This window comes from Nostoc foliaceum FACHB-393, from assembly GCF_014698505.1.
GTDB classification, from domain to species: Bacteria; Cyanobacteriota; Cyanobacteriia; order Cyanobacteriales; family Nostocaceae; genus Nostoc; species Nostoc foliaceum_A.
Genome location: NZ_JACJTD010000011.1, coordinates 88832 through 104290, shown reverse-complemented (window position 1 = coordinate 104290; position 15459 = coordinate 88832). Strand labels below are relative to the sequence as shown.

Annotated in this window: 11 protein-coding genes; 5 read left to right on the top strand and 6 right to left on the bottom strand. The window is 41.7% G+C overall.

What is annotated here, in order from left to right:
• Nucleotides 1–52 precede the first annotated feature (52 nt).
• The 5 genes from H6G92_RS11895 to H6G92_RS11875 form a co-directional block, all read right to left on the bottom strand.
• Entirely contained in the window at nt 53–3766 is a 3714-nt protein-coding gene (locus H6G92_RS11895; RefSeq protein ID WP_190893895.1) for a beta strand repeat-containing protein, read from the bottom strand.
• 673 nt (nt 3767–4439) lie between these two features.
• Nucleotides 4440–4709: a Calx-beta domain-containing protein gene (locus H6G92_RS41100; RefSeq protein WP_190893894.1), complete on the bottom strand. Its 270-nt coding sequence runs from the start codon at nt 4707–4709 to the stop codon at nt 4440–4442.
• Nucleotides 4710–4716: 7 nt separating this feature from the next.
• Nucleotides 4717–4860: a DUF4347 domain-containing protein gene (locus H6G92_RS41095; protein WP_390625429.1), complete on the bottom strand. Its 144-nt coding sequence runs from the start codon at nt 4858–4860 to the stop codon at nt 4717–4719.
• A gap of 414 nt (nt 4861–5274) precedes the next feature.
• Nucleotides 5275–5949 carry a response regulator transcription factor gene (locus H6G92_RS11880; RefSeq protein WP_190893892.1) on the bottom strand — a complete coding sequence of 225 codons (675 nt, stop codon included), beginning with the start codon at nt 5947–5949 and terminating at the stop codon, nt 5275–5277.
• Nucleotides 5950–6020: 71 nt separating this feature from the next.
• Nucleotides 6021–7097 (bottom strand): sensor histidine kinase, encoded by a 1077-nt coding sequence (locus H6G92_RS11875; protein WP_190893891.1) that lies wholly within the window; start codon nt 7095–7097, stop codon nt 6021–6023.
• 567 nt (nt 7098–7664) lie between these two features.
• On the opposite strand from H6G92_RS11875, the gene kdpA reads away from it, so the two are divergent.
• The 5 genes from kdpA to H6G92_RS11850 all read left to right on the top strand — a co-directional run bounded on the left by kdpA (nt 7665) and on the right by H6G92_RS11850 (nt 13892).
• A complete protein-coding gene (kdpA, locus tag H6G92_RS11870; RefSeq protein WP_190893890.1) occupies nt 7665–9350 on the top strand; it encodes a potassium-transporting ATPase subunit KdpA in 1686 nt (561 codons plus the stop codon).
• Between the two features lie 214 nt (nt 9351–9564).
• Nucleotides 9565–11670 (top strand): potassium-transporting ATPase subunit KdpB, encoded by a 2106-nt coding sequence (gene kdpB / locus H6G92_RS11865; RefSeq protein ID WP_190893889.1) that lies wholly within the window; start codon nt 9565–9567, stop codon nt 11668–11670.
• A gap of 116 nt (nt 11671–11786) precedes the next feature.
• Entirely contained in the window at nt 11787–11966 is a 180-nt protein-coding gene (locus tag H6G92_RS11860) for a hypothetical protein (RefSeq protein WP_190893888.1), read from the top strand.
• 72 nt (nt 11967–12038) lie between these two features.
• Nucleotides 12039–12641 (top strand): K(+)-transporting ATPase subunit C, encoded by a 603-nt coding sequence (gene kdpC / locus H6G92_RS11855; RefSeq protein WP_190893887.1) that lies wholly within the window; start codon nt 12039–12041, stop codon nt 12639–12641.
• 72 nt (nt 12642–12713) lie between these two features.
• Entirely contained in the window at nt 12714–13892 is a 1179-nt protein-coding gene (locus H6G92_RS11850) for a universal stress protein (RefSeq protein ID WP_190893886.1), read from the top strand.
• Nucleotides 13893–13896: 4 nt separating this feature from the next.
• Here H6G92_RS11850 and H6G92_RS11845 read toward each other — a convergent pair whose 3' ends face one another.
• Nucleotides 13897–15420, bottom strand: a complete 1524-nt coding sequence (locus tag H6G92_RS11845) for a carotenoid oxygenase family protein (RefSeq protein WP_190893885.1) — start codon at nt 15418–15420, stop codon at nt 13897–13899.
• Nucleotides 15421–15459 lie beyond the last annotated feature (39 nt).

Below are 15459 nucleotides of genomic sequence, written 5' to 3'. Positions count from 1 at the left end.
TTCAGAATTCATTCGTACAGAATAATTCTGAATTCTGACTCCTGTTTATAAATCAACTCAAAGTAATAAAATGACTAGCGTTTAAATTTGATGCCGCAATTCCAGTTAACAAACCAATACTTAGGTTACCAGAAATAACCTTAATTAAGGTATCATTGCCGCTCTGAGTAATAGACAAACCTGAGTAGCTTAAACCACTTGATAAAGCAATCAAATCTTCACTGATATTGAAGTCTTTGATTATATCTCTACCTTCATTTTTAGCAAGCACAAAGATATCACTACCTGCACCCCCTGTGAGATTATCAGTACCCAAACCGCCGTAAAGTTGATCGTTTCCTAGCCCACCAACAATCACATCATTACCAGCAAAACCAAAAATCAGATCGTCTGAGCTAGTTCCCTGCAACGGGTTATCATTATTGGCTGAACCAGTAATGATGCTATTAATTTGGTTGCCATTTTTAATGTTAACCACATCAATATCGTCAGCGTTGAGATTATATTTGGTATCAATACTAACTGCTTTGGCAGTAATGATTTGGTAAAGAATATTGTCATCTGCAACACCATCATCAACACCTGTCACCGTGATGATTTGAGGCGTATTCCAATTAGCTGCGGTAAATGTGACGCTAGAAACTGAAACAGTACCTTCACTAACCTTGGAACTGCTTAAACTTATGGTGACATCAGCAGTGGGTTGGGTATCAAGTTGAAGACTGAAGTTAGCGGTGCCACCAGCTTCGGTAGTTACGAGTCCAGTGATAGGAGAGATAGTAATACCCGGTGTGTCATCGTTAGTAATCGTACCAGTAGCTTGGTTATCAGCAATGGTGGCGTTGGTGGGATTGGTAAGATTGACAAAAAAGCTCTCACTGGATTCGGCAACAAAGTCGTCGAGAATTGGCACCGCGATTGTTTGAGAAATAATTCCAGGGTTGAAAGTTAGGGTTCCTGTGATTGGCGTGTAATCAACGTTGGCGATCGCAGTATTATTGGCAGTGTTGTAATCGACTGTAATCGGGTAAATGCTGGCATTAGAGAGTTTGACGGTAAAAACAAGATTGCCGCTATTTTCGGTGCCGCTATCATTTACGATGGAAATAGTGGGTGGGTTGTCATCGTTAACTATGGTAACTGTAGCTAGGTTGGTAATAGGATTTTGCTGGTTCGGGTGACTCAGCGTCAGATTAATGGTTTCATCAAGTTCAGTGACCTTTTCACCCAGAACGTTTAATGTAATAGTCTTTGTCGTTTCTCCAGCAGCAAAAATTAAAACTCCAGATACAGCACCTGTTACACCCGCAACCTTAATAGTGTTGTAATCACTGCTAAAAGTTGCTGTGCCATCCAAGGCATAATTTACGGTACTGGCAACAGCAGTATTACCACTGCGAGTCACAGTGAAAGTGACAGTTTGGCTACCACTATTACCTTCAGTCACAGTTGGGGTAGCAGTTGAAATGGCGTAATTGATATTAGCAGGAAGAGCAAAGTTAGTATCCCCTATGTGATTTAATGGTTGACTAGCAAAGTTTCCGGGTGAAGTGTTAGTAGCATTACCTAATAAAAAATTTGGAGATGTGCCAGCGATCAAACTTGCCACCCAATCCGAAGCTGTTGAACCTGTGGTATTCCCTGAACGCCCTACATATCCGGCAATAAATGAGGTGTCAACAATTGTGGCATTCGTTGGAACTGAACCGACAGAACCTTTTCTAAATACAATCGAGCCGTATGCTTTGTCTGTAGTTCCCCCATCTAAAGCCGAAACTGAATCCAGCACAGTCCAATTTGAGTAAGTAGCACCATCAGCAATACCATTGTTATCCGAGTCAATATCATTGGTTAGGTTTGGTGCAGTAGTAGTTTGAATCAGAAAGAAATTAACAGACCCATTTTCGATGTCAGTTGCATTCGCCTGACCAATGTGACCGAGTGAACTTGAGGCCCCGCTTCCCCATCCGGCTCCAGTTCCAGTATTAGTTACTACATTTGCATTGGGGTTAAATGCATAAGTATTGCCTTTTTGCAGAAGAACCAGCAACCCATTGCTACCAAACTGCTTACCAGACAAATCAAACATATCTTGAACATTGCCAGGGTTAGTAGCGGAATCACCCTCAACAGCAACTAAATAAGTTCCAGGTGCTAGAGTTGCACCCGGAGTACCACGCAGTTCGATATATTCTTTCGAGGTATCTGTACTGAGAGGATCAAACAGAATTTCGTTGATAAGTATCGGTTGAGGGGGAACAGGTTCATAAGTTTCATCCTCAGCAGATACCAGCGAAACGTTTTTAGATTCGCTGTTTGCCACTGCCAAGTCAGATTTACCATCCTTGTTGAAATCGCCTACGGTGAGAGAATAGGGTTTTGTCCCCACAACAAAGTTTGTGGCAATTTCAAACCCACCATTTCCATCTCCCAGCAGCATTGAAACCGTGTCTGAGCCTGCATTTGCCACTGCTAGGTCAGAGTTACCGTCATTATCGAAGTCAATCACTGTAACAGATACAGGATTTAACCCCACATCAAAGTTAGGAGCAATTCCAAAGCCGCCAGTGCCATTACCCAACAGTATTGAGACATTATTAGAGTCATAATTCGCCACTGCCAAGTCAGATTTTCCATCGTTGTTGAAGTCGCCTACAACAACAGAATGAGGATTTGTTCCGACATCAAATGAGATAGCTGAGTTAAAAGTGCCATCACCCTTTCCCAATAGTACTGAGACGTTATTGAAGTAAGAACTCGTCACCGCTAGATCGGATATTCCATTCCCGTCGAAGTCGCCCACTATGACGGAAGTGGGACGGCTAGGAACTCTAAAGTTTGTGGGAGTTGCAAAACCGCCAGTACCATTTCCCAACAGCACTGAAATATTTTGGGAAGCGTTGTTTACCGTTACTATGTCAGATTTTCCATCCTTGTTGAAGTCGCCCACTGCAATAGATATGGGTGCTGAGGCTGACTCCAAAGCAAAATTCACAGCAGTTTGAAAGCTGCCATCACCCTTGCCAAGCAGCACTGAAATGTTATTTGAGATACTATTTGCCGTTACCAAATCCAACTTTCCATCTTTGTTGAAGTCGGCTACAGCGACAGAAGAAGGACTTAAGCCATTGAACCCGACCGTACTAAAAGTGCTAGCAGGTTTAAAAGTGTTATCACCCTTTCCCAAAAGTACCGAAACGCTTTGAGAGGACTTGTTTGCCGTTACCAGATCGGTATTTCCATCTTTGTCAAAGTCGCCAACAACAATCGAATAGGGTCTTAATCCCACATCAAAAGTGTTAGGTATAACTGAAACACTAGCAGTCTCTGTAACGCTACTGTAAGCTGTTGTACCTCCACCAACGCCAGGAGCTACATTAGTAGTACCACTAATGTTGCCGTCTGAAGTATCCCAAGCGCGAAAAGTGAATTCTGATGTGCCTTTGTAGCCAGGGTTGGGGACAAAACGAATTTTTCCTGTATCTCTGAGCAATGTAGCAGAAGTATCGGATACAACGAAATTAATCCAGTTGCCACCGTCATTTATGGAGTATTGCCAAGTACCGTTGGTATTATCTACACCAATGACGGCAATTCCTTCTACTGCACCTGTGTCAGCATCGGTAATGGGGTTGCCACCTGCACCTGTAGCAAGGATGGCAGAAATTAGAGTGCCGGAGTTGTTGGCATTGTTCACGTCTTGGGCAATGGTGGCAAGTCTAGGATTACCCGTATTGTTGAGTGTTGGTGATGTATTGGTTGACATTTATAATTCCTCTGCAAAATTAGTTTAGCTTTTAGAACTTTTGTTTTCTCGTAGTTGCACCTTGATTATTGTTAGTAAATAAAATTTGGCAACTTGTAACTTTTGACTTGAATCTAAGACTTTAGGAACACAGCACTAAATAGGAAGTGAATACTTAAAGATACGCTTCAGTGTCTAAATTGAATGGTTAATTAGAACCTCTTTTTATTGAGGAAAAGCAGAAAAAATAAAATTATAATCAAGTACAAAATTATACTGTAACCATAAAAATCGCTACTGTATTATTACTGTAATAACTAAGTTTTGCTAAAAATTTAAATTTAAAGTTGATTTATCAAGTAAATTTGAAGTAGTTATATTAACGGAATTTAAACAAAACAAGAGAGGAAAAAGAGTATGATACTTAACTAGCGTTTACTGAAGCTTTAGAGGTCTTTATAACAGCTGTGTCTTATCAATTTCTCGATTGATTGAACTTAAATCATGACGTTTTGCTGCTTATAAAGCTAGTTTAGGTTACATTTGGCATTAATTTTGTCTAAGTCCCGCTAACTGCTTCGTGATAATTATTGTCCTTTCTTTGATAAAATTTTGTATTGACTAAATGGTATTAATTTATTAAGAGTAAAATGCTTGGCTGTCATCATTTCTGATTGTAGCCATCCCTCGACTATCAGCGATAGCCACATTCGTCGCACCATAGAGATTGACAAAAATGTCTCGTTCGCTTCAACTTTTTATCACCTCTGATGCCAAAGCTAATAGTTTTCAAGGTTTCGCCAGGATTGAAAATGATTGTTCTCAATCCAGAATTGTAATCAAAGTTAGAAACTTTGGCAGTACCATCACTAGTGTTGTAATAGACAATAACCTGCTGATAGCTTGGATTAGAGAAGGTAATTTGACCCCAGTTGCAAACTACCTTTACTACCGTGGGTGACAATGTGAACTTATTTAATCGATTTAGATTTACGTCTCGCTAGAAACTCGCTATTTTGCATTAAACCATCTTTATTAGAGTCAAGGATAACAACTTCACTGCCGAGTGTGATACCAGCTACCAAGCTTTGATAATTGAGAACTGCTGTATCTATAAAAACAATATTTGTGCTTGCTTATTGTAAGCTTACGGCAGAATGATTTTTGTTTTCAGGGTTATTATTTTCTAGCTGTTGTATCATAATCATTATTCTTTTATAAAACTCTGCATTGAATAAGATGCTTTTTAGTTCAAAGGGTTTACATTGATTGATAGCTTTGATTACACAGCACTAAATAGGAAGCGAATGGCTAGATATTCGCTTCCATCATCAAATTGGATAGGCAAGAAAACCTATTATTTATTGGGGTAAAACCGCAATATTTTTAATCGTTTATAACTAAATACAGGCTAGAAAAACTAAGCTATATTTTAGCGATCGCTTTTATTTATGAAAAGAAATTTATACCCTTCCAAGTAAAAACACCACTGTATTTACACTTAAATCAGTCGCCCGATGTGAATGAATCTAATGAATCAATAATTCTGGCGCTACCATTCCTTTTTGGATAGCTAAAACTGCGGCTTGAGTGCGATCGCGTACTTCTAGTTTCTGCAAAATCGCATGGACATGAACCCGCACTGTACCAGGGGCAATGTAGAGAATCTCAGCAATTTCTTGATTGCTTTTGCCCACTGCTACCAAGGCCAAAATTTCTTGCTCCCGCTTCGTTAGGGGATTTTCTAAGTTTTCCTTAGTTTTTGCTGGCTGCACTGCCGTAGAATTACCTTCAAAAGCGGCTCTAATTTCTGTTGTTGCCGTTTGATCCCACCAGGAAGCCCCCGCAGCAACCGATCGTACTGCCAATATCAGAGACTCAGCAGGAATACCTTTGAGGCAGTAACCTTGCGCCCCGGCGGCTATTAACCGCGAAATTATGGGTTTTTCAGAACGAGACGTTAAAACGAGAATTGGTAAATTTGGGTGCTTCTGCTTGATTTGGCGACAAGCTTCAATGCCGCCAATTCCCGGTAAACCTATATCCAGCAAGACCAAATCCAGCGGATAGCGATTTGCTAATTCTACAGCTTGTTCCCCGTCTTCTGCTTCTGCGACAATCTCCAAAGTAGTTTCTTGTTGCAACCGCATCCGCAGACCAAGCCGAAATAATTCATCATCTTCAACAAGTAAGATTTTTGTCATTTTTCATGGGGCATTGGTTATGGGTATTATCCTTGTCTCCCTTATCCTCCTTATCTCCCATGCTTCCCCTCTCATCTCCCCGGTGGTGGACAAGCTGGGAGTCGGAAACCAAACAGTGCGCCCCGTGGTGAGCGATTCTCTGCCCAAATTGTACCTCCATGAGCAGCAATAATTTGCCTGGTCAAATAAAGTCCAAGTCCAGATCCTGAGACGTGGCGATCGCTATGTCCTTGATAAAACCTCTCAAATAAGTGGGGTAACTCTTCTTCGGTAAAGCCGGAACCAGTATCGAGTATTTTTACTACTTGATCGCTAGAATAACCTTCAAGTACTACTTCTACCTTACCGCCACGAGGGCTATGGTTAATGCCATTACTTAGGAGATTAGTAAAAACTCGTCCAAGTTGCAAAGAATCGCCATTTACCCAAAGAAAGCTACGAAAATCTGATTCGCCGTAGTGCAGAGAAATATAAACCTGACGTGTTCTTGCTAGTTCAGTCAGGGTAGCTATAATCTCCTCTGCCACAGTTACCAAGTTAACTGGTGATATCTGTAGTTTCAGCCCTTCAGCATCATTGCGGTATACATCTAAAAGAGTTTGAACTAATTGCAGTGTACTCCGATGACTACGAGCCATTGTTTGTAAAACTTTTGCTTGCATTGGCGTGATTCCACCAAATTGCTCATTTTGAAAATATTTCAGCGTTTCAATTGCTCCTAATAAGGGAGTTTTCAAGTCATGAGTCAGGGTAGAAACAAAATCTTCACGCATGGTAGCTAGTTGTTCTTGGGAGCGTAATTGTGCTTGAGTATAAGCGATCGCTTCTTCATTGCGGTGGTTGCGGTCACTTAACCAACCCGTTACCATCAACGCCAACACTGCAATCAATCTATTTGCCAACGTTGGGGGATCAATTATTTCTCCTCCCGGAACAAACAAATTCAACAATGTTAATCCTGTAGCTACAAGAGTGATCCCCAACACTGCTCGCCGATTCAATCGAGAATCTGCTAAAAAAATCATTCCTGTGTAGAGGTAGCCAAATACGTACTCAGGTGGTGTCAAATATTCTAAGCTTATGACGAGAGCAAAGGCGATCGCTATTAGCCCATATGTCTTTCCATGCTTATTTATAGCTTCTTTCATAGTCAATAATCAACTTAACATTGTCATTTTTGATTTATTAAAAAATCGTTATCATACAATCTTTACAACTATTTAATTCAGCGATTATGATTTATCTGCAAACTATATCTGCAAATCTCAACTTGAGAACTAAACCGAAAATTATGATTGTCCAGATGCAATAAAGGGGACTGAGACCTGGGGATTGAGGATTAGAGACTGCGTAGTTGCCCATAAGGGGCGGGGTATTTACCACAATCTTCCCAATCCCTGATGCCTAATCCCTTTAATAAAATCCTCTTGAATATTTATATTCTTTGAAAGTAGCGAACTTCGAGAATGTATTGTATAAACAAGTAATACTAACTAGCGAGATAGAGAAATAAACGTAAAATTTAAAGATTCTTAACAGATACTTTAACAAGTATCTGAAAAATAGTAATAACTAAAAATAGTAAATCCAGATTAAAGAATTGTGGTGATATGAGATATCGCCAAATAGCTCTGAATCATATATACCAACAGTTATAATCTGTTATTTCTCAGAATTTGCTGGCTAGCACTTAAATTTAATTGATCGCGAAATATATGGGACAAGGTTTTTTGCAAATTGGCTTAACGCTATGTATTGTCATAGCAATTACTCCACTACTCGGTAGATATATAGCACGTGTCTTCTTGGGAGAAAGAACACTGCTTGATTTTTTAATGAACCCCATAGAGCGAAGTATGTACGTACTAGCGGGTGTTCGGAGGAAGGATGATATGACGGGTTCGCAGTATATCCGATCTGTACTGTACAGCAACCTCATCATGGGTATTTCAGTATATTTACTATTATATTTTCAGAGAGTCTTACCCTGGAATCCTAATGGCTTCGGTGCACCCAGTTGGGATGTATTACTGCACACAACCATTTCATTTGTGACAAATACCGACCAGCAACATTATGCTAGTGAGACAACCTTAAGCTATTTTAGTCAGGTAGCAGCTTTAGGCTTTTTGATGTTCACCTCCGCGGCCACCGGTTTAGCTGTGGGAATTGCCTTTATTCGCGGGTTGTCGGGTAGAAAGCTGGGAAACTTTTACGTCGATCTTGTCCGTGGAATTACGCGAATATTGCTGCCGATTTCTATTATTGGAGCGATCGCCTTGCTTGTAGCAGGTGTACCACAAACATTAGCTAACACTCTGGATGTGAGAACCTTAGAAGGCGGGATGCAATATCTTGCCAGAGGCCCAGTGGCATCCTTTGAAATGATCAAACTTTTGGGCGAGAACGGCGGTGGTTTCTTTAGCGTAAACTCAGCTCACCCCTTTGAAAATCCTAATGGCGCTTCTAATTTGATAGAAATGATCGCCATGATTTCTATACCAGCAGCCTTAATTTACACTTACGGTATATTTGTTAACAACATCAAACAAGCTTGGCTACTTTTTTGGATGGTGTTTGTGATTTTTGTAGTTCTGGTGGGAGTGACAGCCGTAGGAGAACTACAAGGTAATCCTCTGGTTAATAACGCCTTTGGATTAGAACAGCCCAATTTAGAGGGTAAAGAACTTCGATTTGGCTGGGCACAAACTGCATTTTGGGCAGTTATGACTACCGCTACTATGTCTGGTGCGGTGAATGGGATGCACGATTCTTTGATGCCGCAAGGAATATTTTCGACTCTCTTCAACTTATTTATCCAGGTTATCTGGGGCGGTCAAGGAACTGGAACAGCTTACTTATTTATTTACCTAATTCTCACAGTGTTTCTAACTGGACTAATGGCAGGACGCACCCCAGAGTTTTTAGGACGCAAAATTGAAAAGCGGGAAATCGTCCTCGCCAGCGTGGTGCTGCTGATTCACCCAATTCTAGTTTTGATTCCCAGTGCGATCGCCTTGGCTTATCCCATCTCCCTATCTGGAATTAGCAACTCTGGCTATCACGGTATTTCCCAAGTAGTTTATGAATACGCCTCAGCAGCAGCAAATAATGGCTCCGGCTTAGAGGGGTTGAGAGATAACACCCTGTGGTGGAACTTGAGTACAATAGTTAGCTTAATCGGAGGACGCTACATTCCGATAATTGCCATCCTGCTCTTAGCTGACGGGATGTCTCGCAAACAACCAGTCCCTGAAACCCCTGCTACGCTGAGAACTGATTCTCTAGTATTTATTGGGATCACTGCTGGAGTGACACTGGTTTTGGGAGTATTGACTTTCTTTCCCGTTCTAGCTTTAGGCCCCATAGCTGAGGGTTTGAAACTAGCATCTGGCAGTTAGAAAATTTATGAGTTATAAGTCTGGAATTAAGAGAATACCAAAAAATAAATAAATTATCTGGTTTCGTAGGGTGTATTAGCGATCGCGTAACGCACCGTCTGATGAAAATGCCTTATTAACCCACCTTACAGGTTGGATATTTTTTTATTGGAAGTTCCTAATAACTCCTAACTTCTAACTCCTAACTTCTAACTCCTAACTCCTAACTTTATTCATGAATCAAGTGGCAACTAACTTCAAAGCTAGACGGCCAAATTCTCGTCCTGGCGATCGCCGCCAAGCACGTAAAAAGGCCAGGACAAGTAATAAGTGGCTGTACTTAAGGGCAATAAGAGATGCTTTTGTCAAGCTCAACCCTAAGTATGCAATCAAAAATCCAGTAATGTTTGTGGTTTGGGTGGGGACAATCATCACCCTATTGCTAACAATTGATCCCAACCTATTTGGCCCAGCCCTTCAAAAGAACCCACAACTTTTCAACGGCTTGCTGTCGGGGATTTTATTCTTTACAGTTTGGTTTGCCAATTTTGCCGAAGCGGTAGCAGAAGGGCGAGGTAAAGCTCAAGCCGATGCCTTGCGATTAACGAAATCAGAGGCGATCGCTAAAAAACTTGCTGCTGACGGCACAATTAATGAAGTTTCATCCACCACCCTTAAACAGGGTGATACTATCTACGTCGTTGCTGGCGATATTATTCCTGCCGATGGCGAAGTAATCATGGGTATCGCCTCAGTAGATGAATCGGCAATTACTGGAGAATCGGCACCAGTATTAAAAGAATCAGGCTCCGACGTTTCTAGTTCTGTGACTGGTGGGACGCGGATTATCTCAGATGAATTAATTATCCGCATCACTACTGACCCAGGCAAAGGTTTTATTGACCGGATGATTGCCTTGCTGGAAGGGGCAGAACGTAGCAAAACACCCAGTGAAATTGCCCTGACAGTATTGCTGGCAGTTCTAAGCCTAGTGTTTTTGTTAGTTGTGGTAACCTTGCCCGCACTTGCCTACTATGTCAACAGTCCGGTCAGCGTGCCAATTTTAATTGCCCTATTAGTAGCATTAATTCCTACCACCATTGGCGGCTTACTAAGTACCATCGGCATTGCTGGTATGGATAGAGTTGCCCAATTTAATGTCATTGCCACCTCAGGACGAGCAGTCGAAGCCTGTGGTGATGTCAACACTTTAGTTCTCGACAAGACAGGTACAATTACCCTTGGCAACCGTTTGGCGGAAGAGTTTATTCCCATCAACGGTCATTCAATGTCAGAAATTGCTAATGTTGCGTGGGCGGCTAGTGTCTTTGACAATACACCAGAAGGTAAATCCATTGTCCGACTGGCAGAAAATTTAGGTGCACGGTTTGATTTTGACTCCAGTCAGGCAGAAGGAATTGATTTTTCTGCAAAAACATGCATGAGTGGTACTAACTTGCCTGGTGGGTATGAGGCCAGGAAGGGAGCAGTAGAAGCCATTAAAGGATTTGTCCGTTCCCGTAACGGACGCGATATGCCAGAATTGGATGCTGCCTACGAACGAGTTTCTCGCCTGGGAGGTACACCCCTAGCAGTCAGTCTAGATAACGAAATCTATGGGATTGTTTATCTCAAAGATATAGTTAAACCTGGCATCCGCGATCGCTTTGAGCAACTGCGACGAATGGGAGTGCGTACCATCATGCTAACTGGAGATAACCGGATTACAGCTTCTGTCATTGCCAAAGAAGCTGGGGTGGATGACTTCATTGCTGAAGCCACACCAGAAGACAAAATCAGCGTCATTAAAAAGGAACAAGCAGCAGGCAAACTAGTCGCCATGACGGGAGATGGAACTAACGATGCTCCAGCATTGGCCCAAGCTAACGTCGGCGTTGCGATGAATACAGGAACGCAAGCTGCAAAAGAAGCTGCCAACATGGTCGATTTAGACTCCGATCCTACAAAGCTGATCGATATTATTAGCATTGGCAAACAACTGCTAATTACTCGTGGGGCATTGATGACATTTTCAATTGCTAATGATATTGCTAAATACTTTGCAATTATCCCAGTGATATTTGTCGCTGCTAACCTGCAAAGCTTGAATATTATGAATTTGACTAGCCCTAATTCTGCTGTCTTATCAGCGCTGATTTATAATGCTTTGATTATTCCCGCTTTGATTCCCTTGGCATTGAAGGGTGTGCGGTTTAGACCGCTGACAGCTAATCAGTTACTCCAACGCAATATTTTAATTTTTGGCTTAGGTGGGCTAATTGCGCCGTTTATCGCTATTAAGTTGATAGATATGCTGATTACAGTTGTGGGCTTGGCTTAAGGACAGCAAAAATAGAGACACCGCCAAACGATCGCATCTTGATAAAAGTAAAATAATAAACATTTTTAGCTTTTTTAGCTTTACTTTTACCTGTTCATAAAGGGAACAAGAAAAATATGAATAAACAGGTTAATATTTGGGAAAAATTTCTGCCGATAAATTTGATGCAGTCGATATCCTTTGTTTGCCCACAATGGCGTAAACAACACCTAACACTCGCTATTTTTATCCTGCTGTGCTTGAATGTGATAATTACCCCAGTTGTTTATGCTGTTGCTGACAGCATCTTTGAATGATGTTCTACTTGGGTAAAATAATTAAAATTAAAACTTAAAAATTAAATTTGAATAGCAATTGGAAAACTTTTTATGACTATTATTCGAGAAACCATCAGAGCAATTTTCATAACTCTAATGCTTTGGTTGTTGACTGCAATCATTTATCCTCTGATAATCCTTGTAGTAGGTCAAGTATTTTTGCCCTATCAAGCTAATGGCAGCATTATGCTGAATCTAAATAATGAACCAATTGGTTCGGCTTTGATTGGTCAGGTGTTCACATCTGAGGGATATTTCCATCCTCGTCCCAGTACTGTTAGATATAGCCAAGGCAAAAAAGCCAAGCCAACTGGCATATCTGGAGCCAGCAATCTCGCTGCAAGCAATCCAGAACTACTGACGCGAATTCTAGAACAGGCAAATCAGTTGCGAGACGAAAATCTTCAACCAATCGCCGATATAATTTATACTTCAGCTTCAGGGTTAGACCCGCATATTTCCTTCAAAGCGGCACGGCAGCAATTGGCGCGAGTTGCTGGTGCGCGTGGAGTCAAAGAAGATGAGATCCTACGTTTAATTAATAAATATACTGATGGCAGATTTTTATGGATTTTTGGCGAGCCGGGAGTGAATGTTCTGCGATTGAATTATGCTCTTGACTTGCAAGATATTAATCGTCAGCAAAATCAATAAACTTGGCATTGGGCATTGCTAAAGAGCCGTTTTTCCATGAAATAGAATTGCTATACAGGTAAAAAGAATGAAATGTCAGATAATAGTAATGCTGGTTCAGTTGGCACTTCTTTAAACTCTGCAAGTTACTCACTTTATCCGGCACGACGGCGGGGGAAGCATAAGATATTTATTGGCATGGCTCCTGGGGTAGGCAAAACCTATCGGATGCTGGAAGAGGGACACGCGCTTAAACAGGAAGGAATTGATGTCGTCGTTGGGCTTTTGGAAACCCACGGACGCAAGGAGACAGCTGAAAAGGCAGAGGGACTGGAGATCATACCCCGCAAACAATATCATCGGGGTGAGTTGATGCTAGCGGATATGGATACAGATGCTATTTTAAAGCGATCGCCCCAATTAGTTTTAATCGATGAACTTGCCCATACTAATGTCCCTGGTTCCCCACGCGAAAAACGCTACGAAGATGTAGAAGTAGTTTTGGCAGCAGGTATTGATGTCTACTCCACAATGAATGTGCAACATTTGGAAAGTCTCAATGATCTAGTAGCCAGAATTACTGGGGTAGTAGTCCGTGAGCGAGTTCCTGACAGGGTTATGGATGAAGCAGATGAAATAGTGGTGGTAGATGTTACACCGGAAACCTTGCAAGAACGGTTATTAGAAGGCAAGATTTACGCACCGCAAAAAATCCAACAATCCCTCGATAATTTTTTCCAACGCCGTAACCTGATTGCTTTACGGGAATTGGCTTTGCGGGAAGTAGCAGACAACGTGGAAGAAAATGCGATTGCGCTTCGCGCACGCTTTGCGAACGCTACTACCCCCAACGGCCAATTTTGTAATATTCACGAGCGGGTTTTAGTGTGTGTATCCACTTATCCCAACTCAGTGCAACTTTTACGTCGGGGTGCGAGGCTAGCTAACTATATGAACGCCCCACTTTATACCTTGTTCGTTGCCGATCCAGAACGCTTCCTCACCAAAGAGGAAAGCTTACACATCCACACTTGTGAGAAACTCTGTAAGGAATTTGAAGGTACTTTTATTCGTGTTACCAACAGTAACATCGCCAATGCGATCGCTGAAGTCGCCGAGAAATATCGGATCACCCAAATTGTAATTGGAGAGAGTCAGCGATCACGCTGGCAAATGCTCCTCAAAGGATCTTTGACGCAAAAATTAGTGCGCTTGCTCAAAAATATTGATTTGCATATCATTGCCAGCGAAAAAATGGTTTCAGCTAAATAAGAGATCAAATTTCCATAAAAATCTCAGAAGTAAAGCTTCCATGCAGACCATAAGGGATATGATGCTTCAGATGTAGCCGCGCGTAGGCGCGAAGCGACTTGTCGTCAGACATCATTCCTTTAGAGAAATCATTGGCATCCAAAATTATCACATCTGACCGATGATGAGCAGCATCATAAATCAGAGCTAATACCCAACCATCATCTTCCTTTTTCGAACCTGGGCGCGGGACAAAAATCGGTTCACCGACAAAACCACGGGGTGCAGCACTCCAAAATTGTCTTTCTCCAGACTCTAAATCAATTTTCAGCAATGCTTGTAAGGGAGCATTACCAGTCTCTACATGAGCCGCACCTATATATAGATATCGATAAGGGCGTCCCACATTCGCCGGATGTATGCTGGGAAATTCACAACAGCGGCTATCAATTAATTCTCGCCGGACTGTCCCATCCTTTAGATTCAGACAAAATCGCCAGAGTTGCCCAGGTGAATTCGCCTCAAAATCAACTTGTCGAAAATCACTCTTGGGTTCTACTTCTGGTAAAGATTGATAGCAAATGGAGTCAATCAGAACTTTCTCTCCTACCTCAAAAGCATTGACGTGATGAAAGACGAAACCAGACTGAATTTCCAGAAATTTTATCTCTTCTTGCCCTTCTTTTGGGAAGCGGGGAATAATTAGAATTTGAGTTGGCTGATTTGGCTGAAATTTTATACATTCTCCCGCCGCACGGATTCCTAAGGCAAAAGGTATGGGATTGAAGGTGACAGGATTTTGAAAGAAGATGCAGTAATTGGGAGTAATGACAAAATCGTGAATAAAACAGAAACCTGGAACCTTATGAGCGTGCTGTCTGATAATTTCACCCGCTGGGTTTAGCTCAAAAATAGTAATTGTGGTAGATAATCCCGGCTTAATTGAGAAATTTACTAGGCAAGGTGCGCCCCCATCTTGTCCACAATTGTTTTCCACGCGGGGATGTGCAGCAAAAGCTTCACCTGCTGACAAGACACCGTTAAAATATTCATTTCCCAATGTTTCAAGAGTATAAGGATCGAGGCGATATGCTTCAGCCGCTTCCCACAGCGCAAGCAGTTTCCCACCCCAATAGATAACATTTGTATTGGCGATATTTTTCAGTTTGAAGTCAAAAATATTAGCTAGCCAACCGCCACGTTTTTGAGTACCAAAAGTACCGCGATAGAGGATTTTTTTCGCCTTTTGTTCTGCCAAATAGCCAGTTGTGCGGACAAAGCGGTTGCGAAAATGGGCACGACCATTGGTAAAGGTAATTCTGCTAATCATCCCATCTCCATCAAACGGGTGATGAAGAGGTTGCCCATTCACATCCAGCAAACCCGGGCCATTTCTAAACAGCGTACCTTGTAGCTCTCTGGGAATTTGTCCTTCTATATCATCAATCCAATAATCAAACTCTTGGGTGAGAGATTGATATCCTTTTTGCCAGTCTGCACGAGTGTAAGATTTTTCTGAAACTAGGCTTTCTTCAATTTTCAAATGCATATACTTTGTTTTTGTTATCTTGGACGAAAATATGTAGCC

Coding starts and splice junctions, on each gene's coding strand:
- H6G92_RS11895 (WP_190893895.1), bottom strand. CDS start 3,766: ATGTCAACCAATACATCACCAACACTCAACAATACGGGTAATCCTAGA.
- H6G92_RS11880 (WP_190893892.1), bottom strand. CDS start 5,949: ATGACAAAAATCTTACTTGTTGAAGATGATGAATTATTTCGGCTTGGT.
- H6G92_RS11875 (WP_190893891.1), bottom strand. CDS start 7,097: ATGAAAGAAGCTATAAATAAGCATGGAAAGACATATGGGCTAATAGCG.
- kdpA (WP_190893890.1), top strand. CDS start 7,665: ATGGGACAAGGTTTTTTGCAAATTGGCTTAACGCTATGTATTGTCATA.
- kdpB (WP_190893889.1), top strand. CDS start 9,565: ATGAATCAAGTGGCAACTAACTTCAAAGCTAGACGGCCAAATTCTCGT.
- H6G92_RS11860 (WP_190893888.1), top strand. CDS start 11,787: ATGAATAAACAGGTTAATATTTGGGAAAAATTTCTGCCGATAAATTTG.
- kdpC (WP_190893887.1), top strand. CDS start 12,039: ATGACTATTATTCGAGAAACCATCAGAGCAATTTTCATAACTCTAATG.
- H6G92_RS11850 (WP_190893886.1), top strand. CDS start 12,714: ATGTCAGATAATAGTAATGCTGGTTCAGTTGGCACTTCTTTAAACTCT.
- H6G92_RS11845 (WP_190893885.1), bottom strand. CDS start 15,420: ATGCATTTGAAAATTGAAGAAAGCCTAGTTTCAGAAAAATCTTACACT.